The sequence below is a fragment of the Brevibacillus borstelensis genome (genome assembly GCF_036700025.1).
GTDB classification, from domain to species: Bacteria; Bacillota; Bacilli; order Brevibacillales; family Brevibacillaceae; genus Brevibacillus; species Brevibacillus borstelensis.
In genome coordinates this window covers 1,135,492-1,158,852 of record NZ_CP144922.1, presented here as the reverse complement: position 1 = coordinate 1,158,852, position 23,361 = coordinate 1,135,492, and the positions used below count along the sequence as shown (strand labels likewise).

The window sequence follows — 23,361 nt, the reverse complement described above, 5'->3', positions numbered from 1 at the left end:
GCTTTATTCCTCCCCTTGGTCCAAATATTTTTCGGTTTCCTTGCCACGATACGAGGCCAATGCCAGCAAGCATAGGTCCTTTCCTTCCCGCCAATCCGCTTCGCAGGCAAGCAACAGCAATTCGTTTTCGCTCCTCGTGCTATCCGCGGGGACACTCGGTCTCGTTCTTGTAACAAAATCCATCAAATTTTCCCGAAACTTCTCCTGGGTACGGCAGTTGACAAACAGTTGGCGCATTCGCTCGTATTCTCGTTTAAAAAACGTACTTAGGTCACCGCCCGCATGCTTGGCTTCGTTACTCACCTTTCCAAAACGGTTGCGGATCGCAGAATGCATCAAGCCGACAAATTCTCTTCTGCTCTGTTCTTTCCAGATCATTTTTTCCTGTACCAATTCTCCCAGCCTCCTTTGCCAATAGATCATGCTTTTTCGCCGTTCGTCCGTCATATACGCAGAAATTCCCCGGTACCATTCATCGTTTCCAAGCACCAGATTGTCGGCGATTTGGCCCAAAAACGGGCAGTAGACGAAATGTGTGCCCTTTCCCGCTCGATGCAGCTTGTCATGGGCAATTTGATATTTTTGTACGGTTTCCTCAGACAGGCATGTGCTGGAAAACAATGCTGTCCGTGTTTTTTGCTGGGCTGACCAGCTAACGGTACCAAACCGTACTACCGTAAAATCACAAGACAATCGTCTGAGCTTTGGGGTATTTTGCAAATGAAGCAGCATGGCCGCCTGCAGCGCTGCCTCTTTTACTCCCTGGACGCGAATAAGCGGAACCTTCCCGGATGCTCTCTCGCTGCCTGTCCGCTCATAAAATCTGAGGAGCAAGTCAACAAACGAGCGTAACTGGCGAGGCCGTGGCACCGCTACCAATGTCTGTGTCCGCTTGTCCCGCTCTCCATTGGACAATCCGGCGTGCCCTTGGAAAAAGAGACAACCCAGAGGCGCAAACAGCAGAAGAAAAAACTTTTCGGGACTTTCCTTTAAACCGGTTTCTTGCACGGCGTTATGCTTGACGATTCCGCCGGGAAGTGCCCAGCCCGCTATATCCATGCTTTTTTGTTTGGCAACTGCCTCCGCAATTCTCTGACACGTCGCCTGGTCGCGATGGATAAAGTCTCTTAATGGCAAATAGCTGTACTCCAGTTTTTTCTCGTCTAGCGGACTATTCTTTTCTTTTTGTTTCCCCTCTGCCTTCCGCGCACTGGGATGCTGCAAAAAACTGCCCAGATACAACTTCTGCAGTTCCGCTTTCTGAAAAGGGCCCCAACTTTCCAGAACAGGAAAGTCAAACAGGCCATCATCATTCAAGCGGTACACAGCCTGGAGCAGACTATGCAGCGATTCTGCTGTAGGCTGAAAACCGGACATTGAAAGTTTCTGTTCGTCATATTCAAATGAATCCAAAGCCGCGGGAAGTGCATTCCATTTTCCCAGCATGACCAGACTGGCGGTCAATCCGGCAAGCCCTGCCCGATGATATGGTCCCATCCCGGGATCATTCAACCTGAACTCTTTCCACTCTTGCATCCCTTTACCATCCCTCCCCGCTTCTCGTCATAGTCGATCACTTCATCCGGCACAATGTACACATGACGCCATTTCATCCAGTCACCCCGCGGGAGCTTCCCTCGATTTACCGGAAGAACATACTCCATGATTTTGGAGCGGCTGGCTTGCTTTCTTCCGCCTGTCTTTTCAAAATCGCTTTTGACGATCACATCGACCAGCGAAGACTCATCACGCAACGAGCCTGTCAACGTTTCCGGAAGCTCTTCCCACCCGGATAGCATTTGCCTGACTTCCCGTTTTTTCGTGTTCATCGTCGCCAGCAGGATTGACAAATCTGCCTGCGAAAGAGGTTTCTCCGCATTCTCCCGCAGGATTTTCTCTGTCAAGTAAACATCATCACGTTGCTTCTCATACGGACTTATACTCTCGGGCATCCAGAAATAGGCTCTACCTGGAGAATCCCCAGGCTTTGCAGTGCGATTTAATCTGCCTAAACGCTGTATCACCGCAGAAAACGGAGCGATCTCGCTCATAAGTACATCGCAGGAGACATCAAAACTCATTTCCGCGATCTGCGTCGTAATGGCGCAAATACCTCTCCTCCCGCGAAACGCTTCTACGATCTCCTGCTGCCTGGCCAAACGGTCCCGGTACTTGAAACGCGAATGATAGCAAAACAACTCGGCCCCGGGGGTTTTGTCTGCCGCTTCTTTCTTTAGGGTTTCATACAGGTCCATCGCCCTGTCTGTCGTATTCACGATGATGAGAACATTTTCGTTTCGGTTCAGCGCTTCCCACAGCTTTTCCTTCGGCAATGATGGCCCTGCATGCAACCGGTAGCGAGGGATGCTTTGATGAAGTTCGGGGCCCTTGCACCAGGCAGCTCTCCTCCCTTCGTTTTCAAGCTCGCGAAAGAGGCTTTGCAATGCCTCCCGCCGTTCTTGTTGCAATGAGGCTGTCATGAGCAATATAGGCAGATCGAACTCTTTTAGAAAGCGGAGGAACGAAGCAAAGAGGTTTTCGTCGTAGCTATGGATTTCATCGAAGACGATTGCCGACTGGAGAATATGTGGAAGCACACAAAGAGAAGAGTAATAGAGCTGCGTCAAACCAATAACAGTATCGACCGTACAGATGGTCACCGGCTGCAATAAATGTTCCAACGCGCGAAATGCCCCTTCTTTTTGGCCATCCTTTTGATTGAGCAGCAATTCAAAATCAATGTCGGCCCGGGAGTGGTGCAGCTTTTTGCCCGCAGATTGCAAATATTGCTGATAGTCTGCATAGCCTTGGGTGGCCGTGGCGGTAGTCGGGTAAGCGAAACAGAGAAACGGGCGGTTTACTTTTTTGGCCCACCGGTAGGCCGCAATCGTTTTTCCGCTCCCGCATCCTGCTTCACAGACCGTGATCTCGTAGGTTGCAGCCGCTTCTACCGTTTCCTGAAACTGCGTAATCTCTGGAGAATACGTATTGACCTTTGCCAGTTTCTTTTGAATCATGTCGCCCAGTTCATTTTGAAGTGGGATTCCTGAAAAGATGTTTCGGATGTCTACACTCTTCCTCTCAACCCAATCCCCTCTAGACAATGATCTGACTGATCCCAAGGCGTCAGCGGCGATAAGTATTCCCCTGATAATCGAGCATAATTTCCGTTCAGAAGCACTCAAACCGACCGCATTCTCCTTCCATTCGCAAATGACCTTTTCTTCGTAATCACCCGCAAATAAACGGCTCCTGGGGAAACTGGAGAGGGGCTGGCTCCAATCCACTGGCTCTCCCAAGGTACGGTCGATTAGCTTCCTGACGTCATCTGCCCTCCTGTGCAGAAGATACAGCTTCAATTCACCCGAACCGTAATACGTCTGCTCGCCATCCGGGAATCTCAAGTGATGTCCAAGGATAGCAGCTTTGACTGCAAGCATTCCCCACATCGTATCCCCGATGTATTGCTCTACAGCCCGAAGCAATGGTTCATAATTTTCCAACATCCAGCAAGACAACAACTCGTGCCGAACTACCTGAGGGCCTGCATCTTTACCTTCTATTAGGTTTACGAAATCTCCTGACAATTTTCCAAGGTCATGAAGCAGAGCCGCGACCCGAACCACTCTTTTGATTGGTTCGAGCTTGTCCTCTTCCAACTGACACACTTGCAGTATTGCCCAGCCGGTCTTTTCTACAATGATCTCGGCTGTCTCCACGACCTGCTCCAGATGCCCTGCTACTGTGGCAGCATACAGGTCGTGTTCTGAGCTTGTAAGACTCTTAGCTAAAAAGGGGGGTTCAATCCCTGGCATCGTCTTTCCCTCCAGCCGGAACAAATAGGCCGCATCCGTATTTTCTCCGGCCAGAAAGAGGCTGCGATTGTACGATCACGGATTGTTCGTCCGTCAATCCTGCAATCCGGATGCCAAAACCGGTAATTTTCTTGCCGTGTATTCGGACAATCCTTCTCCGCAGCGGGGTTATGTCCAGATGAGCTGACTCCTCTCCCAGTAGGTCGAGCAGCTTGCTTCTGAGATTGGAGACGGCTTTTTCTTCATCTATTGCATTTCTCATGACAAATAAGCGGCAAAACAGTGTTCCAGCCGGGCGAATCATCATTAACTGCGGGACGCCAAAGCGTATATGATCGTTGCGGAGCTGAACGGCTTTTCCCGCCAGAGGGAGTACCATGGGGATTTGGGATGCGTCACATTGAACAAAGAAATAACTTTTGCGGCTAAGCCTCAATCGCTTGCCAAGCGCTCTTTCACCAAAAATCGGGGATATCGCGATCTGGTCTTGCTGATGAATTGCCGGTGCAATAGCAGAAATCGCTCCGTACAAGGATTCGGAGTGATCCGTATCAATCTCTTTTCCTGAAATAATCGGCAGCTTGACCCTGATCGCGGCAGGCGTTATCATCCTGATATTTCACCTCCAAAATGTTTTAATTGTTTTGTAAGTGGGTTAAATTGCTATCACACAGAATGCTACCATTTCTGGAAACAATAGGTCAATTGTATTATTACCTTTTTCTTACTCTTTTGTTAAAGTAAATAAGAACAGAAACCTGAGGCGTTTAGAACTTTTATTTGGTATGTAAAATGATCGAGCCAAGCAGTGATGCCTCATGACGCCACCAAAACAAAGCCTCCTAGCCAACCGGCTAAGAGGCCTGCTTCTTTATCCGTACATCTCCACCCCCGCCCTGCCCGGCTCCAGCATATCTGCCAATGCCCGGTACAAATTCGGCGGGTGCTCGGCAAGGCGGTGGCACAAGTACAAATACCACTCGGTGCCATAGGTGACATACAGGCGTATCGGGATTCCTCCTTCGAGCAGTGCGCGAGCCGCCTCTTCCCGTACACCGAACAGCATTTCCAGCTCCACGTAGGCATCGCCCAGATACCCCCGCTCCAAAACCGCTTTTACAATCTGATCGTCGTGGGTAGCGATGGACAGCGGGTGACCTGCACGAACGATTTGCTCTGCCAGCGACAGATAGCGCTCCCGCAGCTCGGCGGAGCGGGGCAGAGCCACTTCCGGTGCTTCCTTAAACGCGCCCTTGACCAGCCTGATCTTTCCCGGCAGAGCGAGCAGACGCGGAAGATCGTCGATAGTGCGGTGCAAATGGGACTGCACCGTGATACCGATGTTGTGCATACGGCTGGCGAGCTGCTCGTACACGCGGTAAATGGCCGAGGTCTTGGCCGATTCCTCCATGCTGGTCATCACATACTGGCCGTGCTCTTTGGCACATCGGGCCAGTTCTTCGGCATTCTCCAATGCCAGCTTTTCATCGACCAGAAGTCCGATGTGGGAGAGGTCGAAGCAAATGTCGGCGGACAAGCCTTGCTGGCTGCTTTCTTTGATCAGCGCGAGAAATTCGTCTGTGGCCCGGCGGCATTCTTCCGCGTCAGCCGTGTTTTCCCCGATGAACTCCAGCGACTGCCGGTAGCCGAGCTCCCGCAGTCGGACCGCCGCCCTGACTGCCTCGCTCCCCTGTTCTCCAGCCACATACCGTTTTGCCGCCGAATAGAGAATCCGGTACAGCCAAGGAGTCCGCATGACGAAGTCTTTCATGTCCGGATCGCGGGCGATTGTCCGCAAAACGTCTGCGGCTTTTTGTTCGTCGGACAAGATTTCCGGCGAGCCCTTCTCCGTCAATGTGGACGAGAGCCCCAGGCGAGCAGTTACTTCTCCTTTTCCCGGTTGATTTTGATTCTCTAACTTTTGTTTCTCCATCTTCCGTTCCTCCCTCTCTTCGCTTTTCTCCCACACGATAACATGCTAATCTGGCTAGGATTAGGTCCACTTTTCATCGATATGGACAGTACCACTTTGCGAAGGAGAGGGCTTGCCATGCTCTGGATCAACATTGACCGCACTCAGCCGATGCCATTGTTCCGCCAGTTGTACGCGGACATTCGCGGCAAAATTCTGAAAGGAGAGCTGCGTGCCGGGGAACGGCTTCCCTCGACGCGGAAGCTCGCGGAAGAGCTCTATGTCTCCCGCAATGTCGTCCTGGAGGCATACGACCAACTGCTGGCCGAAGGGTATCTGGAGGGACGGCCGGGCTCCGGTCATTATGTGGCTCCCGGTATTGATCTGTCGCTGCTTACGCCGCTTCTTCCGCCCGGCCTTCCTTTGTCTGGCAGGGTCACGGGGCAACGCGGACCAGAGACGCCAGAGAGAGTACTAGAAAATGATGACCGGGCATTCCCATCGGCAACGATTCGAATTTCACTGGATGGGAGCGACTCGGCAATTGGCCGAACTTCTCCAGGTGTGAGCGACTCTGCAATTGATCGAACTTCTCCGGGTGTGAACGATTCAGCGGCTGGTTGTACTGCCCTGTATGGGAGCGATAAAGCAATCGGCCACCCTTCCCCAAATACGATCGACTTCCGCTCCGGTGTCCCTTGCCTCGATCGCTTTCCCCGGGCGCTTTGGGGAAAAATCATGCAGCAGGTATGCCGGGAAGCTCCGCTCGACGCCTTTGGCTATGGACGTCCCGAGGGGCAGGCGGAGCTGCGCGCGATCCTCAGCCGCTATTTGTTCCGCACGCGCGGTGTGCAATGCCGTCCCGAGCAGATCGTGATCACGTCCGGGGCGACCCAGGCGTTCGTGCTGATCGCCAAGGTGCTGCTTTCCAAAGGCGCTAGCGCCGTGATCGAGGACCCGATTACCCGCGATATCCAGACGATCTTTGCCCAGACCGGGGCCGCGCTGCTCCCAGTGCCGGTCGACCAGCACGGGATGATGACGAATCTTCTCCCTGCCGATGCGCAGCCGCGCTTTGTGCTGGTCACGCCCTCCCACCAGTTTCCTTTGGGCGGCACGCTGCCGATCCAGCGAAGAATCCAGCTGATCCGGTACGCGAGTGAGCGCGATTGCTATCTCGTCGAAGACGACTACGACAGCGAGTTCAGGTACGACAGTCCGCCTGTCCATTCGCTTCAGGGGCTGGCCGGAGAACGGGTCATCTACATCGGCTCCTTTAGCAAAATTCTCTCTCCGGGACTGCGCATGGGGTATCTCGTGCTGCCCCCTTCTTTGGTGGAACGGTATCAGGCGGCAAAATGGTTTACGGATCTGCACACGCCTTCACTGGAGCAATTGGCATTGGGAAGGTTTGTGGAGGAAGGCCATCTGGAGAAGTACATCAGCCGGGTAAAAAAGCTGTACAAGCGCCGCCGGAGAGCGCTATGCGACGCGCTCCAGGCTCATTTTCCCGGACAGGTGGACATTTGGGGGGCTTCGACCGATTTGGGGGGCTTCGACCGGACTGCATATTGTCGCTTCTTTCTCTGGCAAAGCGTTCACTGAGGCGAGTTTGTCGGCTCTTTTGCAAGCAGGCGTCCGGGTTTATCCGGTCGAGGAGCATGCGATCCAAAAAGGGCGACATCTGGACAAGGTGATTATCGGGTACGGGAATTTGCCGGAGGAGGACATTGTGGAGGGCGTATTGCGGATGAAACGGGTTTTGGGCTAGGAGTGGGCTTTGCTCTGAAAACTGGCTACGGATTAAAAATAGGGTCTGGGTGGAGCCAAAAAATGACCCACCCAGACAAGTTTCGACTTCAATTACTTTTCTTCAACGCTCTCTACTGTCCATTCTTTTGAGGACTCATTGGCACTAAGGGATTTTGCGTTTCCTTTAAGTGCTAATTCAATTTTAACTGTCTTACCTTTTCCTTCATCATGCTGGAACAAAATAATGACTTTCGATTTATCATCATTAACAAGCATAAGCGGCATCATGTCTCCCACTTTTGAATGCTTCTCCATCGCTCCAAGCATCGCATCATAAAAGCTTGTTTTCTCTTCGTCACTGAGCGTCTGAGTCAAGTGAATCCGGTCGGCATAGTCAATCTTAGTCCATTGGCTATCATCAATCTCGTAGGTTTTTAACGCATCTTCCCATGAACTTTCAATTTTTTTGTTGATTTCTTCGGGACGATAGTCACTCATCTTTTCCTCTTTCTTCATTTCAACCTTTTCTTTTTTCGCATTTACAGGCTCAACACCATAAAAGCCTCCAAAAGCAACACCCGACAAAACAGCAAATGTGAACATAGACGTTATTACTACATTCCGTTTTTTCATTTCATTCCCCTCCATGTTCTAATTACTATAATCTCTTGATTCGTCAAAGACTGAATCGGCATCATCACTTGACCACCATATTCTATGAGCTGCCGTTGTCTATTTTTGTAAATATTTCCCATGATCCCTTATAAGTAAGACGAAGAATTCTTCATTATGTTTCATGGGATACGGATGCCGCTTGTGTCACGTGTAGTGGCAATGGAATTAACATACTCTTTTCAAAAGATATATCGGTACTTCAGAATTGGAAGGGGACTTACTAATAGTACCGATTGTAGCCATAAACGGAGGGCAGACCATGCGGGTAACCTTTCAAAATAAAAGGCCACCTGATTGAGCAGCCCCTCTTCCTTTACAGCTTTTCTACTTCCCATCCCCACTTGCCTGCACTGCCGCCCCGTTCACAAAGCAGGAAACTACCTCAAGCTCCAGCTCCCCCGGCTGACGGCCAAGAGCGGCGGTTAATCCTGACATGATGGCCTCGCGCTCTCCATCTGTGTCCTCCGCAAGCTGACAGAGCAGCCCCAGCAGCTCCGCATAGCCCTGATATTCCGCTTTGGACATCGGCATTTCGTGAGACAGGACATACCAGTCGGCATCGTACTTCTCCAGCTTCGAAAGCAGCGCCCTTGTTTTGGCTGCCGTGTAGCGACCATACAAGTCCGCGTACAGACAATCTCCCAAAAACAAGACCTTCTCTTCCGGGATAAAGACGACCGATGAATCCGAGGAATGATCGCCACCGACATGTTCGACCACGACATGGATGCCGCCGAGGTCAGCCTCCCAGCTCTCTTGAAAGGCAATCTCCGGCAGCCGAATCGAGATATTTCGCTCGTCGCCGTACTCCTTTTTGATCATCTCGGCACAGAAAGCAAATCCGCTGCTTGTATCCTTCCATTGGTCGATGGCTTCATCTGTCCAGGCGAGAGGAACCAGCTTCTCCAGAACGGCTTTCGTTTTTTCATGGGCAACCAGCTTTGCCCCGATCCGTTCACCGCCAAACGTGTGATCCCAGTGCCAGTGAGTCAAAACGGCAACAGACGGTTGCGATAATCCGTGCCGTTCCAATTCCTTCAGAAACAGCTCCGCATGGGCCGGAGAGTTTCCTGTATCGAGCATCAAAGTCTGTTTCGTCCCGGAAATAGCTGCGAGAATCGGCCGGTCTGTTCGCTCATCCGGTGGCAGAAAATGAATGCGGTCAGTCAGACGTCTCAAGTGTTGGCATTGTTCCACCAGCTTTCTCCCTCTTTTCTTTCCATTTTCAAGGAAAATCTAGCTGTCACCATAACGGTACCATGTTTTCTCGCTCCAGATTCACCACTTTTTTACATCATGGTGAAAGTTAGAAAGAACTTGAACTATGAAAAAAGCGGCAGAGCCTCCCCGTCTACCGCCCTTCCCCGTCGCCTCCCGCCTGATTTTGCTGCATCCACACTGCCAGCTGCAGCGAGACGGCGTCATGAAAAACCTGCGGATCGTAGCCGGTTCGCTCTTTGATTTTTGTCAAACGGTAGATCAGTGTATTGCGGTGGACATACAAATGTTTGGCTGCTTCGCCGATGTTCAGGTTGCTGGCAAAAAACGCCTCCAGTGTTTCGATTCCCTTAGGCGGGAGATCGGCAAATACGCGATCGAGGAATTTTTGTTTGACCTGGCTGTCCATCCGATTGATCAGCGCCTTCGTCTCGATATCCAAATAAGAGGTGATTCCCTGCTCCTGGCTTCCCAAGAGCAAAGCCAGCTTTGCCTCTTCAAGAGACATGCCGATTTTCCCCGTCTCTGACACCTGCGAGCCCAGACCGATTTTAAAAGGGATCTCCTTTTGCCGCAAAAACAGTTGGATGGCTTCCAGCTTTTTTTTGACTGTGCCCTCATCCAGACCGGAAGTAAGGATGAACAACCGATTTACGCTGAGGAATCCGACCAACCATTGCGTTTCGCCGATCAACTGCTCAACTTTTTGAATCAGCTCCTGATTTTGCATCGGAATTTCACGCATCTCGATGAGAGAGACCTGGAATGGCTCCTGCAATTTCATTTTCAGCAGGGCCAGTCTCTGCTCTACGGATTCTTCATGAATCTCCCGCTGGATCAGTTCTTCAAAAATCATTTCCTTCAGCCGCTGCTTCCACTCGAGCTGGGAGGCCAAAAAGGACTGGTTGATCATCATCTCCGTAATCATTTTGACAAGCTCCCCAAACTCGCGGATCTCATCTGGCTCCCCCGTGATGCCGATGACACCGATCAGCTTGTCCTGAAAGACGATCGGCAGATTGATCCCCGGGCGCGCGCCTTTGTACTGGCGCTCGTTGCTGCGGGTGATCATCAGCGGCTTGCCTGTCCGGATGACATCGGCAGCTCCCTCGTGGATTTCACCCACACGCGAAGCGTCTCCCGAAGCGATAATCGTTCCGGTATGGTCCATGATGTTGATGTTGCGGTTGAGGCGGTTCATCGTTTCGCGTACGATCTGTTTGGCAATCTCATAGGTCAGCATACTCAAATCTTATCCTTCACACATCGATTAAGCCAGCGCTTATTTATAATAAACAAAATTATGCGATAATTTGCACGGGATTTTTATGGATGGTAACCGATGATTTCGCGAATGCCCCTTCTCTATAATGAAAAGCAAGTTATGAAAGCGCTTTACAAAGGAGTGGAACGTCAGCGTGAAGGTTGTGATTGCACCCGATTCATTCAAAGGAAGCTTGTCTGCATTTGACGCTGCCCTCGCCATTGAAACAGGCATCAAAAAGGTTCGCCCCGAAGCCCATACCGTTCTGGTACCGGTCGCAGACGGCGGAGAAGGCACGATGGAAAGTCTGGTCGCAGCGACCCGGGGACGCAAGGTACAGGTCACTGTCACAGGCCCCTTGAACACACCGGTCGATGCCGCCTACGGAATTCTGGGAGACAACGTCACCTGCGTGATCGAGATGGCGAGCGCGTCAGGCCTGTACCTGGTCCCGGCGGAGAAAAGAAACCCGTTGGTCACCACGACGTACGGCACAGGCGAACTGATCAGACAAGCCCTGGATGACGGCTGCAGACGTTTTATTCTCGGGATTGGTGGAAGCGCTACCAATGACGGCGGCATCGGCATGCTGCAAGCCCTCGGCATGAAGCTGCTCGACGCTCGGGGACATCAGGTAGGCTTTGGCGGCGGCGAGCTCGAACGGATTGCGGAGATTGACGACAGCGACTTTGACCCTCGCATACGCGAAGCGGAGTTTTTGATCGCCTCCGACGTCCAAAATCCGCTGATCGGTCCGGACGGGGCCTCCCACGTGTTCGGTCCGCAAAAAGGGGCCACTGCCGAGATGGCGGAAAGACTCGATCAATCCCTCCGCGCGTGGGCGGATCTGGTGAAGTCCAAAACCGGCATCCGGCTGCATCAACGGGCAGGGGCAGGCGCTGCAGGCGGAATCGGCGGTGCATTTCAAGCCTTCTTTCCTTCGTCCATGAGACGCGGTATCGACATCGTGATCGAGTATACGCAGCTTGACAAGCATTTGCAGGATGCCGATCTCGTCCTCACCGGGGAAGGACAAATTGACTTTCAGACAGCATCAGGAAAAACTCCGATGGGTGTAGCGCAGGTGGCCCAGAAACGCGGCATACCCGTTTTCGTTTTGGCAGGCTCGATCGGACGCGGTATCGATACCCTTTATCAGTACGGCATTCATAGCATTCATAGCATACTAAACGCGCCGATGTCCCTGCAGGAAGCGATGGAGCGGGCACCGGAGCTGCTCACACAGACGGCAGAGCAAGTATTCCGGACGTATCTGGCCAGGCAAAACCACAACTAAGCGTACAAGGGGGATTGTTGAATGAAAATCAAACGGACCATCGAAAAGGTACCCGGCGGATTAATGGTTGTTCCGCTGCTGCTCGGCGCCTTGCTGAACACCATTGACCAAATGCACATACCCGTTGTCATGGACTTTTTGAAATCCCTTGGGGTTGCTGCGACCAAAGACGGCCATTACGAGTTTTTGCGCATCGGCGGATTTTCCGAGGCCCTCTTTAAAAACAGCTCCATCATTCTGATCGCCCTGTTCCTGTTCTGCTGCGGCAGCCAGATGAATCTGCAGGTCGGCGGAACGGCGCTGAAAAAAGGCGTGCTGCTGACTGCCTCCAAGTATTTTACCGGCGTGATCATCGGCTTTCTGTGGGGAAAGCTGTCCGGCGACATGATGAACGGCTTCCTCGGCCTGTCGGCGATGACGATTATCGCCGCGATGACCAACGGAAACGGCGGGATGTATGCCGCCCTTACGTCCCAGTACGGGAATCGCTCTGACGTCGGCGCCGTTGCGGTCCTTTCGCTGAATGACGGTCCTTTCTTCACCTTGATGGCGCTGGGCATGATGGGTGCGAACTTCCCCTTCATCGCGTTTATCGCTGTACTGCTGCCGATCGGCATCGGCATGCTGCTGGGCAACCTCGATCCCGAAATGCGCGACTTCCTGAAGCCGGGCGAGCTGCTGCCCGTTCCGTTCTTTGCCTTTTCCCTCGGTGCCGGGATGGACTTTGCCACCTTCCTGAAAATCGAGGTGCTGCTCGGCGGCTTGGCGCTCGGCTTCATGACGACCATTTTGACCGGTTCTACAGGCATGCTGGTCTTCAAGCTGTTCCGCGAAAAAAGCCATATTGCCCCCGTAGCGGAAGCATCGACTGCAGGCAACGCCGTCGGAACGCCGGCAGCCATCGCGGCAGCCGCAGCCGTAGCCGCCGGTTCCGGCATGATGTCCGCCGCAGATGCACAGGCCTATCAAAATCTGGTGGAAATCGCGACCGCCCAAATCTCCATCTCCACACTGACTACGGCGATCCTCTGTCCTATCGGCGTGATCCTGGTCGATACGTGGCAAAAGAAGCGAGGTATCAACGGAAAGCTGGAAACCCACGAGATATCAAATACCATCCACACGTAACATCTAGTACATCCATGTATGCGTGTGCTGCCCCTGACAGACGTCAGGGGCGTTTCACCTTTCGGATCAAGACAATCATGACAAATACGTGTTGAAAAGGAGAGAAACATGAAAACGACATTGTTGTACGGCAAGCACGGACTGGAAGTAGAAGTGCCTGATCACTCCCTCATCCTGGAGCCAAAAAATCTTCCCGGACTGGCGGACGAGGAAGCAGCGGTACTGGAAGCGCTCCGCAATCCGATCGGAAGCGCCCCTCTCCGCGAGTTGGTTAAAAGCACAGACAAAGTGGCGATCGTAATCAGCGACATCACCCGCCCTACCCCCAATCACAAGCTCGTCCCCTGGCTGTTGAAGGAGCTGTCCCATGTGCCGCTGGAAAATTTCGTCGTGATCAACGGCACGGGCACCCACCGGGACCAGACGAGAGACGAATTCGTCCAGATGCTGGGCGACTGGGTAGTCGAACATGTACGAGTCATCAACCACCATTGCCATGAGAAGGAGGAGCTCGTCAAGGTGGGCGAAAGCCGCTTTGGCTGCGACGTCTACCTGAACAAGGAGTACGTCGAGGCCGACTTTAAAATCGTCACCGGCTTTATCGAGCCCCATTTCTTCGCCGGTTTTTCCGGCGGGCCCAAAGGGATTATGCCGGGCATTGCCGGAATCGAGACCATCCTCACGTTTCACAATGCCAGAATGATCGGCGATCCGCTGTCCACCTGGGGCAACATGGTAAACAATCCGGTGCAGGACATGACGCGGGAGATCAACAGCATGTGCAAGCCCGACTTCATGCTCAACGTCACCCTGAACCGCGAGAAGGAAATCACCGCCGTCTTTGCTGGCGAGCTGTACGAAGCGCATGACCGGGGCTGCGCTTTCTCCAAGGAGCACGCCATGATCCGCTGCGGCCACCGGTTTGATGTCGTCATTACCTCCAACTCGGGCTACCCGCTCGATCAAAACCTGTATCAAGCGGTAAAAGGGATGAGCGCGGCGCACAAGATCGTCAAGAAGGGCGGCACGATCATCTGTGCCTCGGAATGCTCCGACGGCCTGCCCAATCACGGCAACTACGCCGACATCCTGAAAATGCGCAAGACACCGCAGGAAATCCTGGACATGATCAATGATCCTTCGTTTAAAATATTCGATCAGTGGCAGGTGCAAAAGCAGGCGGTGATCCAGGTCTGGGCCGATGTGCACGTCTACTCCACGCTCTCCGATGAAGATGTGAGGATGGCCATGTTCACCCCGACCCATGACATCGAGAAGACCTTGGAGGAGTTGAAGGAGAAGTATGGAGAAGGTATGACGGTGGCTGTGCTCCCGCTCGGGCCGTTGACGATTCCGTATGTGGAGGAAGACGATCATCTGCAAACCGTTTTTTGATTTTTGACTGTTTAGACAAATAAAAAGTGGAAATAGTAAGGATAGGGGAAATTTCCCTATTCCTTTTTTTGTTTGCTGTATTTTGGCTTACCTACAAGACTGATGGGAGAACGGAGGCGGCTGGACGTGGAACAATGCGGTTCTCTTCGCAAAGAGCCGCTGCAGGCTTACCTTGATGCGAATCTAAAGCGGATCAGGGAAATAAGCGGGGGCAGCACTGACATTATCATACGAGAAGTCAGAATTGGCCGATCAGAAATAAAAATGGCCATTCTTTACACGGAAGGGCTCGCCGATAAAAAAGTGATCACTGATTTTATTCTGGAATCTTTGATGCTTGCGATCAAAGAAACGGAGATTGATCTCAAGATATCCGACCGTTCGCATGTGTCTCGTGTTTTGCGGGATTTTGCACTTACCGTCTCCGACACCAACGAAGTCTCTGATTTTGATGACTTGTTTGCATTCCTGCTATCGGGAGATGCTGTCATCCTGGTCGATGGTTCTCCCTGCGGGATCGCGGCAAGCTCCAGAGGATGGAAAGACAGAGGAGTTTCAGAGCCCGCCGCACAGACAGTTGTACGCGGCCCCAGAGAGTCTTTTACCGAAACACTTCGGACCAATACCGCTTTAATCCGCAGAAGGATCAAAGACCCTCATCTCTGGCTGGAAACGATTCAAATCGGCCGAGTGACGAGAACCGATGTAGCCATCATGTACATCAAGGGGATTGCCAACGAGAAGATCGTGCAGGAAGTGCGAGACAGGCTCAAGCGAATCGACATTGACGGAATACTGGAAAGCGGGTACATTGAAGAGCTCATCCAGGACAAAACGTTCACTCCTTTTCCCACTGTACATAATACTGAGCGGCCCGATGCGGCGGCGGCGGGTTTGTTGGAGGGCAGGGTCGTGATCTTAGTCGATGGAACCCCTTTCGTCCTCATGGTCCCCGCTCTGTTTGCACAATTTCTTCAAGCGAGTGAAGACTACTATCAACGTTGGGATTTTGCCACTCTAATCCGCCAGATCCGCTATATATCGCTGTTTATATCCCTGCTTGTACCTTCCATGTATATTGCTATCACCACCTTTCACCAGGAAATAATCCCACCCCGCCTGCTCATAAGCTTGGCATCGCAGCGCGAGGGTGTACCTTTTCCCGCTTTTGTGGAAGCGCTGCTTATGGAAATTACCTTTGAAATCCTCCGCGAAGCAGGCGTCAGAATGCCGCGGGCGATCGGTCAGTCCATATCGATCGTCGGAACATTGGTCATTGGTCAAGCCGCGGTAGAAGCGGGCATCGTCTCTCCGGCAATGGTCATTGTCGTCGCCATTACAGCCATTGCGAATTTCGTCATCCCGGCATTCAGCGTGGGAATTTCGATTCGGATGTTGCGCTTCGGCCTTATGGCCTTGGCGGCATCCTTTGGTCTGTATGGCATCATCCTGGGCGTCATTGTCATCGTTCTCCATCTGTGCAGCCTGCGCTCCTTTGGAGCTCCGTACATGAGTCCATTTGCTCCTTTTCATCTGGCTGAACAGAAGGATACGCTTTTCCGCTTGCCGCTATGGGCATTGTTTTCACGTCCGAGAGCGATCAGTCAAAACGATACCATTCGCGAAAACAACGAGCATCCACATCCAGAATCCAAGCAAAATTCTTAAGAGAGGGAGCGATTCGGTTGCGTAAACCTATTACCATGGCATGCCTATTCCTGCTGCTTCTCGTTGTTTTGACCGGATGTTGGAACAGAAGGGAATTAAACGAGCTGGCAATCGCTGTTGCCATGGGGGTTGACAAGAAAGACAACGACTATCTGGTATCCATCCAAATTGTGAATCCCGGCGCGGTGGCAGCACAAAGAGCCGGTACGGACACCGCTCCCGTAATTACCTACTCTACACAAGGGACGAGTATTTTTGAAGCATTGCGAAGAACAACGACAAAATCGCCCCGCAAAATTTACTTGTCCCATATGCAAGTAATTGTGCTGGGCAAAGAGGTAGCCGAAGAAGGAATTGCAAAAGTGTTGGACTTTCTTTCAAGAGACCACGAATTCAGAACCGATTTTTTTCTCGTTGTTTCAAAGGATGCAACCGCCGAAGAAATTTTGAAAACCCTGACTTTGCTTGAAAAAATTCCTGCCAATAAAATGTTCCATTCTTTGCAGTCGTCAAATACTGCCTGGGCGGCAACAGGAAAAGCGACCCTCGACAAGTTGATATCGGACATGACCAGCGAAGGGAAGCATCCGGTCCTGACTGGCATTACACTTGACGGAGCGAAGGATATTGCCGGGACCAAAGAAAATATGCAGCGAATAGACTCGCGCGCTCTCTTGAGGTACGAAGGATTGGCTGTGTTTAAAAAAGACAAGCTCGTAGGCTGGCTCAATGAGGAAGAATCCAAGGGATACAATTACATTCAAAATGAGGTAAAAAGCACAGCAGAATATGTTGCTTGTCCCAATGGCGGAAATATAGCGCTGGAAATCATCCGCACCAACAGCGAGATGAAGGGAAAAGTCGTGCGAAAAAAACCGGAAGTAGCCATCGAAGTCCGCGTGGAAGCAAATATCAGTGAAGTACAATGCAATATGGATTTGGCCAAGGACAAAACGATTCGGGGCCTTGAAGCGAAAGCGGCGGAAAAAATAAAGGGATTTATGCAGCAAGCCATTTCAAAAGCTCAGCATAAGTACAAAGCGGATATTTTCGGGTTTGGGGAAGCTGTTCACCGGGCGGAGCCGGGATTTTGGAAGAAGGCAAAACAGAATTGGGATGAGGAATTTGTCGGCTTGGATGTTGACATGCGTGTAGATTTCAACATCCGGGGCCTTGGCACGATCAGCAATTCGTACTTGGAAACGAAAGAGGAGTAGATCAACATGTTGAAAGCTGCAGCCATCATTGCGGTGGGAATGATCATTGCCTGCATGGAGGTGCCGGCTTTAGTCAAAAACAGGTTCGTCAAGGAAGCATGGGCATTTTCCCTCTTGTTAACGGCCGGGATCACGCTCGGTGTCCTCCAAGTGCTGCATGTGCCGGTTCCGAGTCTTAGCGAAATGATTACCTTTATTTACAAACCGGTCAGTGACGGGATCCTGTCTCTATTTAAAGAGTAACAGCCTTTTCTCCAATTGTTCATTCCAGCAAAGACAATGGCAGAAATGAGAGGTGAGTACCATGCTGGAACAAGGAAAAATCAACATACGTCAATTGACGGTTCTTGTGATTGCCTTTACGATGGGCACCTCCTTTTTGCTGGGACCGTCTCCATTGGCGCTGGAAGCGAAACAAAACGCCTGGATCGCAGCCATTATCGGTATTGTTATCGATTTGGTGTTGATTGTTATGTATGTTGCTTTGGGAAATCTGTTTCCATGACCTTGGCCCAATACAGCGAGAAAATTTTGGGAAAATGGCCGGGAAAATTGATCTCCTTGTTGTTTTTCTCATTTTTCATTTTTCTTTCGGCACTGATGGTTCGTGATCTGGGAAACTTCATCGTGTCAAACGTGATGCCTGAAACCCCCGTAGAAGTTATACTGATTTCCTTCAGTATGGTGGTTGTGATCGCAACGCGATACGGACTTGAGGTCATCGCCAGGACCACGGAAATATTTTTTCCCTGGATATTTGTGTCTCTGCTTTTTCTGACCTTCACACTGCTGCCGGAAATCGAGATCAACCAATTGGAGCCTGTTACGGAAGGCGGAATAAAGCCGCTGCTTGGAGCGGGGATACAATTTTCAAGTCTGCAAGAATTCGTCTGTTTTCTGATGTTGCTCCCGTTTGTCAATCGCCCGAAAAAAGTTCTGCATTCACTCTTGCTGGGCGCTGCCGCGGGTGGTGTCATTTTGATCATCATAACGGCTTTATGCATACTCGTTCTTGGCTCGGATTTTACAGCGAGAAATATTTATCCGTCCTTTGTGCTGGCCAAGAAAATCAGTATAGGCAACTTTTTGGAGCGTGTGGAAGTGCTTTTGGCTGGCGTTTGGTTTTTGTCCATATTTATCAAAACGACGATTACCTTTTATGTTTCGGCGTTGGGACTGGCTCAAAGTCTTGAGTTGAGGACCTATAAGCCATTAACGGTGCCTTTGGGCGTCTTAATGGTCGCACTATCCGTTTTGGCTTACCCGAACATTACCAAACTCCTTGAGTTCGTACCAAAAATTTGGTTTTCTTATGCGTATACGTTTCTGTTGCTGCTCCCTTTATTGTTGCTGCTGGTGGCCTTGATCCGGGGAAAATCCGAAGCGCCTCTTTCCATGGAGCAGAAGGACTAAGGACCAACGCACGATTCGTTGGGAGTCCATGATGTTCCGTCCATGCATGTTCCATCCACTCAGTACAGTCCTAAGCCCAAAGCTTCTGTACTGATTCCCGACCCTATTCATCGCTGCTTTCACGCTCTTCCGCCACCATCTGTTGAAACAACTGCTGAAACTCCCGTGACGCCCGAAAAACATACTGGCTGTCCTCAAATCGAAGCTTCAGATACGATCCGTCAGAGGCGACCCGAAACTCCAGATGTTTGAAGCGGTTGTCCCTGTTATCTGTATCCTGAAACAATTTTAGCTCGTATTCCTCATCCATCCGCTCCCGCAGAGGCAAGCCCTCGATGTAGCGGGATTCCCGCAGAGCGGCATACAGCTTCCGCCCGCTCTCGTCTTTTTCGGTTTTGCTGTAAAAGCGTCGCATGTCCGAACTGGCAACATTCATAGCAAAACCTTTCCCCGTCAAATCCTCATGCAAATAGGTAGACATCTCTGTACGCGGGTACAGCGTGTTTTCGATCCAGTCTGCCACTGGCAAAAAGCCTGCCAGAAACATGATTCCCCCCAGCCAGACGGCCGCAAGCTTCGCCTTCTTGTTTCCATTCGTTCGCTTCACCAGAAGAATGGCGGCGATCAGTCCGAGCGGCATCGAAAGCTGGTTGAACGAAAAACGGAACATCGCAAGCAAGGTATAGCCCATCAGTTTTACAAACAGAAGCGGCTCCCTCTCTTTTGGTGTACGGAACCAGATCAAGGCCAACAGGAGCAGCGTTGTTCCGTACCCGAGCAAACTGACGATCAGCAGGGTATCGCTGCCGTGCTTCATCGTTTCACTCCCCCTCCACTCTCCTTTGCGCTTGCTTGAACGCTTGTTTTTGGCTATGGTAGTACTCGAGGGCACAACCCAGATAAAGAAAGACTCGAGGAGGCTCTGCCGCATGCTGCTGTTGACGGTTGTCACGTTTATCCTCTTGCTTGTTTCCCATATCTTTGTTTATCTTACCATTCAGAAGAAAACGACGACAAAGTCTCTTTCCTTTTTTATCCTTTATATCGCGCTTGCCTGCCCGCTTGTTTTCACCTTGCTCTATGAGCGTTCCAACGACATGGTCGGAGCCAATATCGGCCTCGGCATCGCCTTTTTGTTCACCTGGGCGGCGATTATCGTGATGTGTGCCGTGGGTTTCTTCCGGTTTATCAAAAAACATATGAAACAGGATGAGATATAGCGGCCATATCTCCCGGAAACGCATTACTGGGAGGCCGCGGAGTCTAGCTGTTTCCCCGCAAACAGACGGTAAAAAAACAAGGGATACAAGAGCAAATACAGATTGGGGAGCCACCAGGCGGGATCGAAGTCCCCTTTGAACCCCCAAAAGGCGATGGCTTGCAGGCCGGAGCAAAAGGTCAGGACGAGCGAAACTTGCGCCATGGGACGCCAGTTTCGGTTTGCATGATAAAAATACAGACTCGTCAATCCCGTAATGGAAATGAAAAGATCCAGGGGAAAAAACGACAGATTCCAGGCCACCATCAGCGGATTGGCGTAATCCGGATAGAGGTACTCGGGAGGGAGCCATTCGAGGAAGACAATGCTCCAGTAAACGAGAAAGCCGACGTCGGTCAACCAGAAAAAAGGTCTTAGCGCTTTCATTTCACGCATACCTCCCCGGAGACATCCGCGAGGCCCTCCGCTGTGCCTGCGATTTGCCCGGTGGTACCTGCGATTTGCCCGGAGATACCCGCAACTTCCAAACAAATGGCGCCAGACAAGTCCACCCACCTCATCGCTGCCCCTCCTTTTTCCCGCCGCCCGCAATCCCGTGCAGCAATATCTCAATCATCGCGTCCAGGGCATCTGCCATCGTCATGTTTGTCTCCTCTACGACCTGGCGATCCACCAGATGCTCAAGCGATCCGATATACATATGAATAAAGACGGGAATGCTCACCCGCTGGAATGTTCCCTCGGCCATTCCCCGCTCAAGAATATTCCGCACATGCTCCCACTCGTTTTGAAGACAATCCTCAACAAGCGCCCACTGCTCGGGGTAGTACCGCTTGAGCTCGTACCACAGACGGATATGGGTGCTGCCAAAGCCGCTGGGGACAAGTGCCAGCAAAAGCTTCAGTTTTTCCGTCAGATCGATGTCCGTACGCCCGATAATCTCGGCTTCCTTCTGCTGCAGCTCTTTGACTCCGCGCTCAATGATCACGGAGATCAGTTCTTCTTTGGAGGAAAAGTACCCGTACAGCGTTTTCGTGCTCATCCCCGCTTGCCGTGCAAGCTCCGCCATCGTAAACTTGAGCCCTTTGGTGTGGATTTCCCGAATGGCCAGCTGAATGATTCTCTCCTGCACGATTCCTGCCCCCTCTCGAAAATTCAGGAAACGATTTTGTTTTTCATATTTTCCTATCAAGGAGCAGTTTACTCCCAAATCAAGCTCTGCGTCAAGATTTGGAAGCAAACTTGGAACACTGCCCCCACCAAACATCGGCCAGTTTGCGGATACCCGGCTCGATTTTCTCCAATTCAATGCCGGAAAAGCCTACGATAAATTCTTTTTCGGTCGTTTCCGTACGAGGCGTCATCCACGTATAGGCTGCTGAGGCGATATTGATTCCGGCCTTCTTCGCCATCCGGGAAAGCTCCCTCTCCTCCACTTGGTGCTGGACTTTCAGCAGTACATGAAATCCGGCGTCCTCTCCGATCACTACAGTCCGCTCCCCCATGTGCTTCCGGACCGCCTGAACCAGCGTGTCGTGCTTTTTCCGATAGACATTGCGCATCCGGCGCACATGCTTTTCGAAATGTCCCTCCCGCATAAACAGCTCCAGCGTTTTCTGATGCAGAGGAGATGAGGACTGCTCCAGCAGCAGCTCTCTCAGCAAAAGGTCGTAGGACTCAAGCAAAGACTCCGGCAGGACCATGTAATAGGTACAAATGGCCGGGGCCAGCACCTGCGAGAAGCCGCCCATATAGATCACATTGGCTCCCTGCACCAGGCCCTGAAGGGAGGGAACCGGCCTTCCGTGATACCTGAACTCGCCGTCATAATCGTCCTCGATAATGTAGGCGTCCGTCTTCTTTGCCCATTCCAGCAAGCGCAGCCGTTTGGCGATCGGCATGATCATTCCCCGCGGATACTGGTGGGACGGCGAAACCGCGACCAGCTCGACGCCGCTCTCTGCCAGCTCGTTTACATTCAGGCCATCCTCCTCCAGCGAGACGGGGATCACCTCATAGCCGTTTTGGCGGAAGGTCGATGCGATCAACGGATAACCCGGATTCTCGACTCCGACGCGGGCCACGCGAGCTTTCAGGAGCAGAGCGAGCAAGGTCAGTAGCCCGTGCTGGTCAGCCCCGATCACGATCTGCTCAGGTGAACACGAGACGCCTCTCAACTGGCGCAGATAACGGGCCAGCTCGGTTCGCAGTCCATACTCCCCCTGGGGGTCTCCGTAAAAAAGCAGGTCCAGGTGTTCATGCCGCAGCACTCTGTTGAACAGCCGCCGCCACAGGGCAAAGGGGAAGTGGGAAAAATCGTTTTTCGAGAGGTGAAAGTCATAGGGGTACGAGGATGCATCCCGATGCTGCAAGCGAGGGACGGTCAATTTTGTTTCCCTCTCCTCTGCTCTCTCCACCTGCTGATCGGCCAGTGGCTGAACGTAGTAGCCGCTTTTTGGCTTGCTGGCGATAAAGCCTTCCGCGACTAGCTGCTGGTACGCCGTTTCCACCGGGGTCGTGCTGAGTCCCAGCAGATCAGCCAGCTTGCGGACAGAAGGCAGCTTGACATGCTCGGACAACGCCCCTGCGATAATCTGCCGCTTTATCTGCTCGTAAATTTGTACGTAATGGGGAATCCGGCTGGAATCGTCCAACTGCGGTGCGAAAAGCATCGGTGAACCTCCATCTGTCCTTTTACTTTTTGCGAAACTGTCCATTTCCAAGTATACACATTTTCGCTATTGTAAGGTATCAAAAGGAGGCATCGAATCATGCATACATCCGCAAACAAGCCTGTCCGGTTCCTCGAAGGCGAACGCGTCTACCTTCGCCCTGTCGAGCTGGCAGATACCGATCTGTACTTTGGCACGCTCTTTCATCCGGAAACCCGCCGACTGACCGGTACACAGCGCAGCTTTACCCGCGAACAGATTCACCGCTACCTCGACGCCAAGTCCCAGGATTCTTCCAACCTGCTGCTGCTCATCGCCCTGCGGGACAATGACGAAGTGATCGGCGACATTGCGCTCCAATCGATCGATCCGGTCAATCGGAATTGCAATATTCGCATCGCCATCAACGAACTGCAGCATCAGAGCAAAGGCTTTGGAAGCGAGGCAATGCGCCTGCTGCTCGGATACGGCTTTGGCATCCTCAATCTTCACCGGATCGAGCTCAACGTGTTTTCCTACAACGAACGAGCCATCCGCGCCTATGAGAAGATCGGGTTTAAACAGGAAGGCGTCCAGCGCGAGGCTCTCTATTACCATCACCAGTACCACGATTCCGTCATGATGAGCATGCTGGCCCGCGAATACCGGGAGAAATACGGGGCTCCCACTCCCCAGGCGTAAGTTTTTTCAAGCTGTCGAAACGATTATATGGCGGG

Annotated in this window: 22 protein-coding genes and 1 pseudogene; 11 read left to right on the top strand and 12 right to left on the bottom strand. The window is 51.9% G+C overall.

All coding sequences use genetic code 11. The features are described 5' to 3' along the window. Window positions 1-3: 3 nt before the first annotated feature. From cas8a1 to V5G20_RS05360, 4 genes are all read right to left on the bottom strand, one after another. Window positions 4-1,536 carry a type I-MYXAN CRISPR-associated Cas8a1/Cmx1 gene (gene cas8a1 / locus V5G20_RS05375; RefSeq protein WP_003389992.1) on the bottom strand — a complete coding sequence of 511 codons (1,533 nt, stop codon included), beginning with the start codon at window positions 1,534-1,536 and terminating at the stop codon, window positions 4-6. Beyond that, complete coding sequence (cas3, locus tag V5G20_RS05370) at window positions 1,509-3,815, bottom strand: CRISPR-associated helicase Cas3' (RefSeq protein ID WP_122958380.1); 2,307 nt, start codon at window positions 3,813-3,815, stop codon at window positions 1,509-1,511. Before cas3 ends, cas8a1 begins: the two co-directional genes overlap by 28 nt. Continuing rightward, entirely contained in the window at window positions 3,802-4,425 is a 624-nt protein-coding gene (cas6, locus tag V5G20_RS05365) for a type I-MYXAN CRISPR-associated protein Cas6/Cmx6 (RefSeq protein ID WP_003389994.1), read from the bottom strand. The genes cas3 and cas6 overlap by 14 nt, the downstream gene beginning before the upstream one ends. 261 nt (window positions 4,426-4,686) lie before the next feature. After that, window positions 4,687-5,748, bottom strand: a complete 1,062-nt coding sequence (locus V5G20_RS05360; RefSeq protein WP_251247039.1) for a proline dehydrogenase family protein — start codon at window positions 5,746-5,748, stop codon at window positions 4,687-4,689. A 117-nt stretch (window positions 5,749-5,865) separates the two neighbouring features. On the opposite strand from V5G20_RS05360, the gene V5G20_RS05355 reads away from it, so the two are divergent. Both V5G20_RS05355 and V5G20_RS05350 read left to right on the top strand, forming a co-directional pair. Beyond that, the gene (locus V5G20_RS05355) at window positions 5,866-7,332 is read left to right on the top strand and encodes a PLP-dependent aminotransferase family protein (protein ID WP_338463233.1); all 1,467 of its coding nucleotides are present in this window, start codon (window positions 5,866-5,868) and stop codon (window positions 7,330-7,332) included. A gap of 7 nt (window positions 7,333-7,339) precedes the next feature. Then, on the top strand, window positions 7,340-7,498 hold the full coding sequence (locus V5G20_RS05350) for a hypothetical protein (protein WP_338463230.1): 159 nt from the start codon (window positions 7,340-7,342) through the stop codon (window positions 7,496-7,498). 92 nt (window positions 7,499-7,590) lie between these two features. Here the strand turns inward: V5G20_RS05350 and V5G20_RS05345 are convergent, their stop codons facing one another. From V5G20_RS05345 to V5G20_RS05335, 3 genes are all read right to left on the bottom strand, one after another. Further along, window positions 7,591-8,112, bottom strand: a complete 522-nt coding sequence (locus V5G20_RS05345) for a hypothetical protein (protein WP_024985548.1) — start codon at window positions 8,110-8,112, stop codon at window positions 7,591-7,593. Between the two features lie 366 nt (window positions 8,113-8,478). After that, on the bottom strand, window positions 8,479-9,351 hold the full coding sequence (locus V5G20_RS05340; RefSeq protein WP_338463228.1) for an MBL fold metallo-hydrolase: 873 nt from the start codon (window positions 9,349-9,351) through the stop codon (window positions 8,479-8,481). Between the two features lie 154 nt (window positions 9,352-9,505). Then, entirely contained in the window at window positions 9,506-10,615 is a 1,110-nt protein-coding gene (locus V5G20_RS05335) for a CdaR family transcriptional regulator (RefSeq protein WP_338463456.1), read from the bottom strand. A 175-nt stretch (window positions 10,616-10,790) separates the two neighbouring features. Between V5G20_RS05335 and V5G20_RS05330 the strand changes: the two genes are divergently transcribed. The 7 genes and pseudogenes from V5G20_RS05330 to V5G20_RS05300 all read left to right on the top strand — a co-directional run bounded on the left by V5G20_RS05330 (window position 10,791) and on the right by V5G20_RS05300 (window position 18,754). After that, the gene (locus V5G20_RS05330) at window positions 10,791-11,933 is read left to right on the top strand and encodes a glycerate kinase (RefSeq protein ID WP_338463226.1); all 1,143 of its coding nucleotides are present in this window, start codon (window positions 10,791-10,793) and stop codon (window positions 11,931-11,933) included. A 21-nt stretch (window positions 11,934-11,954) separates the two neighbouring features. Continuing rightward, on the top strand, window positions 11,955-13,061 hold the full coding sequence (locus V5G20_RS05325) for a 2-keto-3-deoxygluconate permease (RefSeq protein ID WP_338463224.1): 1,107 nt from the start codon (window positions 11,955-11,957) through the stop codon (window positions 13,059-13,061). Between the two features lie 108 nt (window positions 13,062-13,169). Next, window positions 13,170-14,456, top strand: coding sequence for a nickel-dependent lactate racemase (gene larA / locus V5G20_RS05320; RefSeq protein ID WP_338463222.1), 1,287 nt, complete (start codon window positions 13,170-13,172; stop codon window positions 14,454-14,456). Between the two features lie 102 nt (window positions 14,457-14,558). Then, window positions 14,559-16,124, top strand: a complete 1,566-nt coding sequence (locus V5G20_RS05315) for a spore germination protein (protein ID WP_422387990.1) — start codon at window positions 14,559-14,561, stop codon at window positions 16,122-16,124. Between the two features lie 17 nt (window positions 16,125-16,141). Then, entirely contained in the window at window positions 16,142-17,341 is a 1,200-nt protein-coding gene (locus V5G20_RS05310; RefSeq protein WP_003390003.1) for a Ger(x)C family spore germination protein, read from the top strand. 6 nt (window positions 17,342-17,347) lie between these two features. Then, window positions 17,348-17,584, top strand: coding sequence for a hypothetical protein (locus V5G20_RS05305; protein ID WP_003390004.1), 237 nt, complete (start codon window positions 17,348-17,350; stop codon window positions 17,582-17,584). A gap of 61 nt (window positions 17,585-17,645) precedes the next feature. Beyond that, window positions 17,646-18,754, top strand: a pseudogene (locus V5G20_RS05300) (GerAB/ArcD/ProY family transporter). A 103-nt stretch (window positions 18,755-18,857) separates the two neighbouring features. On the opposite strand, the gene V5G20_RS05295 reads toward V5G20_RS05300, so the two are convergent. Next, on the bottom strand, window positions 18,858-19,571 hold the full coding sequence (locus V5G20_RS05295; RefSeq protein ID WP_024985543.1) for a hypothetical protein: 714 nt from the start codon (window positions 19,569-19,571) through the stop codon (window positions 18,858-18,860). A gap of 112 nt (window positions 19,572-19,683) precedes the next feature. Between V5G20_RS05295 and V5G20_RS05290 the strand changes: the two genes are divergently transcribed. Continuing rightward, on the top strand, window positions 19,684-19,974 hold the full coding sequence (locus V5G20_RS05290) for a hypothetical protein (RefSeq protein WP_024985542.1): 291 nt from the start codon (window positions 19,684-19,686) through the stop codon (window positions 19,972-19,974). Between the two features lie 23 nt (window positions 19,975-19,997). On the opposite strand, the gene V5G20_RS05285 is transcribed toward V5G20_RS05290, so the two are convergent. The 4 genes from V5G20_RS05285 to V5G20_RS05270 form a co-directional block, all read right to left on the bottom strand. Further along, window positions 19,998-20,399: a DUF5360 family protein gene (locus V5G20_RS05285; protein WP_024985541.1), complete on the bottom strand. Its 402-nt coding sequence runs from the start codon at window positions 20,397-20,399 to the stop codon at window positions 19,998-20,000. Next, on the bottom strand, window positions 20,396-20,533 hold the full coding sequence (locus V5G20_RS05280) for a hypothetical protein (RefSeq protein ID WP_155808075.1): 138 nt from the start codon (window positions 20,531-20,533) through the stop codon (window positions 20,396-20,398). Before V5G20_RS05280 ends, V5G20_RS05285 begins: the two co-directional genes overlap by 4 nt. Further along, on the bottom strand, window positions 20,530-21,105 hold the full coding sequence (locus tag V5G20_RS05275; RefSeq protein WP_024985540.1) for a TetR/AcrR family transcriptional regulator: 576 nt from the start codon (window positions 21,103-21,105) through the stop codon (window positions 20,530-20,532). The genes V5G20_RS05280 and V5G20_RS05275 overlap by 4 nt, the downstream gene beginning before the upstream one ends. Before the next feature lie 91 nt (window positions 21,106-21,196). Next, window positions 21,197-22,645: a PLP-dependent aminotransferase family protein gene (locus tag V5G20_RS05270; RefSeq protein WP_172920404.1), complete on the bottom strand. Its 1,449-nt coding sequence runs from the start codon at window positions 22,643-22,645 to the stop codon at window positions 21,197-21,199. Between the two features lie 99 nt (window positions 22,646-22,744). On the opposite strand from V5G20_RS05270, the gene V5G20_RS05265 reads away from it, so the two are divergent. Beyond that, a complete protein-coding gene (locus V5G20_RS05265) occupies window positions 22,745-23,326 on the top strand; it encodes a GNAT family N-acetyltransferase (RefSeq protein ID WP_003390011.1) in 582 nt (193 codons plus the stop codon). Window positions 23,327-23,361: the final 35 nt, after the last annotated feature.

What these genes read in the sequence shown, in the direction of transcription:
- V5G20_RS05280 (WP_155808075.1), bottom strand. Translation starts at nt 20,533, where the DNA reads ATGAGGTGGGTGGACTTGTCTGGCGCCATTTGTTTGGAAGTTGCGGGT.
- larA (WP_338463222.1), top strand. Translation starts at nt 13,170, where the DNA reads ATGAAAACGACATTGTTGTACGGCAAGCACGGACTGGAAGTAGAAGTG.
- V5G20_RS05325 (WP_338463224.1), top strand. Translation starts at nt 11,955, where the DNA reads ATGAAAATCAAACGGACCATCGAAAAGGTACCCGGCGGATTAATGGTT.
- V5G20_RS05295 (WP_024985543.1), bottom strand. Translation starts at nt 19,571, where the DNA reads ATGAAGCACGGCAGCGATACCCTGCTGATCGTCAGTTTGCTCGGGTAC.
- V5G20_RS05315 (WP_422387990.1), top strand. Translation starts at nt 14,559, where the DNA reads ATGGGAGAACGGAGGCGGCTGGACGTGGAACAATGCGGTTCTCTTCGC.
- V5G20_RS05305 (WP_003390004.1), top strand. Translation starts at nt 17,348, where the DNA reads ATGTTGAAAGCTGCAGCCATCATTGCGGTGGGAATGATCATTGCCTGC.
- V5G20_RS05345 (WP_024985548.1), bottom strand. Translation starts at nt 8,112, where the DNA reads ATGAAAAAACGGAATGTAGTAATAACGTCTATGTTCACATTTGCTGTT.
- V5G20_RS05355 (WP_338463233.1), top strand. Translation starts at nt 5,866, where the DNA reads ATGCTCTGGATCAACATTGACCGCACTCAGCCGATGCCATTGTTCCGC.
- V5G20_RS05270 (WP_172920404.1), bottom strand. Translation starts at nt 22,645, where the DNA reads ATGCTTTTCGCACCGCAGTTGGACGATTCCAGCCGGATTCCCCATTAC.
- V5G20_RS05290 (WP_024985542.1), top strand. Translation starts at nt 19,684, where the DNA reads ATGCTGCTGTTGACGGTTGTCACGTTTATCCTCTTGCTTGTTTCCCAT.
- cas6 (WP_003389994.1), bottom strand. Translation starts at nt 4,425, where the DNA reads ATGATAACGCCTGCCGCGATCAGGGTCAAGCTGCCGATTATTTCAGGA.
- V5G20_RS05285 (WP_024985541.1), bottom strand. Translation starts at nt 20,399, where the DNA reads ATGAAAGCGCTAAGACCTTTTTTCTGGTTGACCGACGTCGGCTTTCTC.
- cas8a1 (WP_003389992.1), bottom strand. Translation starts at nt 1,536, where the DNA reads ATGCAAGAGTGGAAAGAGTTCAGGTTGAATGATCCCGGGATGGGACCA.
- V5G20_RS05335 (WP_338463456.1), bottom strand. Translation starts at nt 10,615, where the DNA reads ATGCTGACCTATGAGATTGCCAAACAGATCGTACGCGAAACGATGAAC.
- V5G20_RS05265 (WP_003390011.1), top strand. Translation starts at nt 22,745, where the DNA reads ATGCATACATCCGCAAACAAGCCTGTCCGGTTCCTCGAAGGCGAACGC.
- V5G20_RS05360 (WP_251247039.1), bottom strand. Translation starts at nt 5,748, where the DNA reads ATGGAGAAACAAAAGTTAGAGAATCAAAATCAACCGGGAAAAGGAGAA.
- cas3 (WP_122958380.1), bottom strand. Translation starts at nt 3,815, where the DNA reads ATGCCAGGGATTGAACCCCCCTTTTTAGCTAAGAGTCTTACAAGCTCA.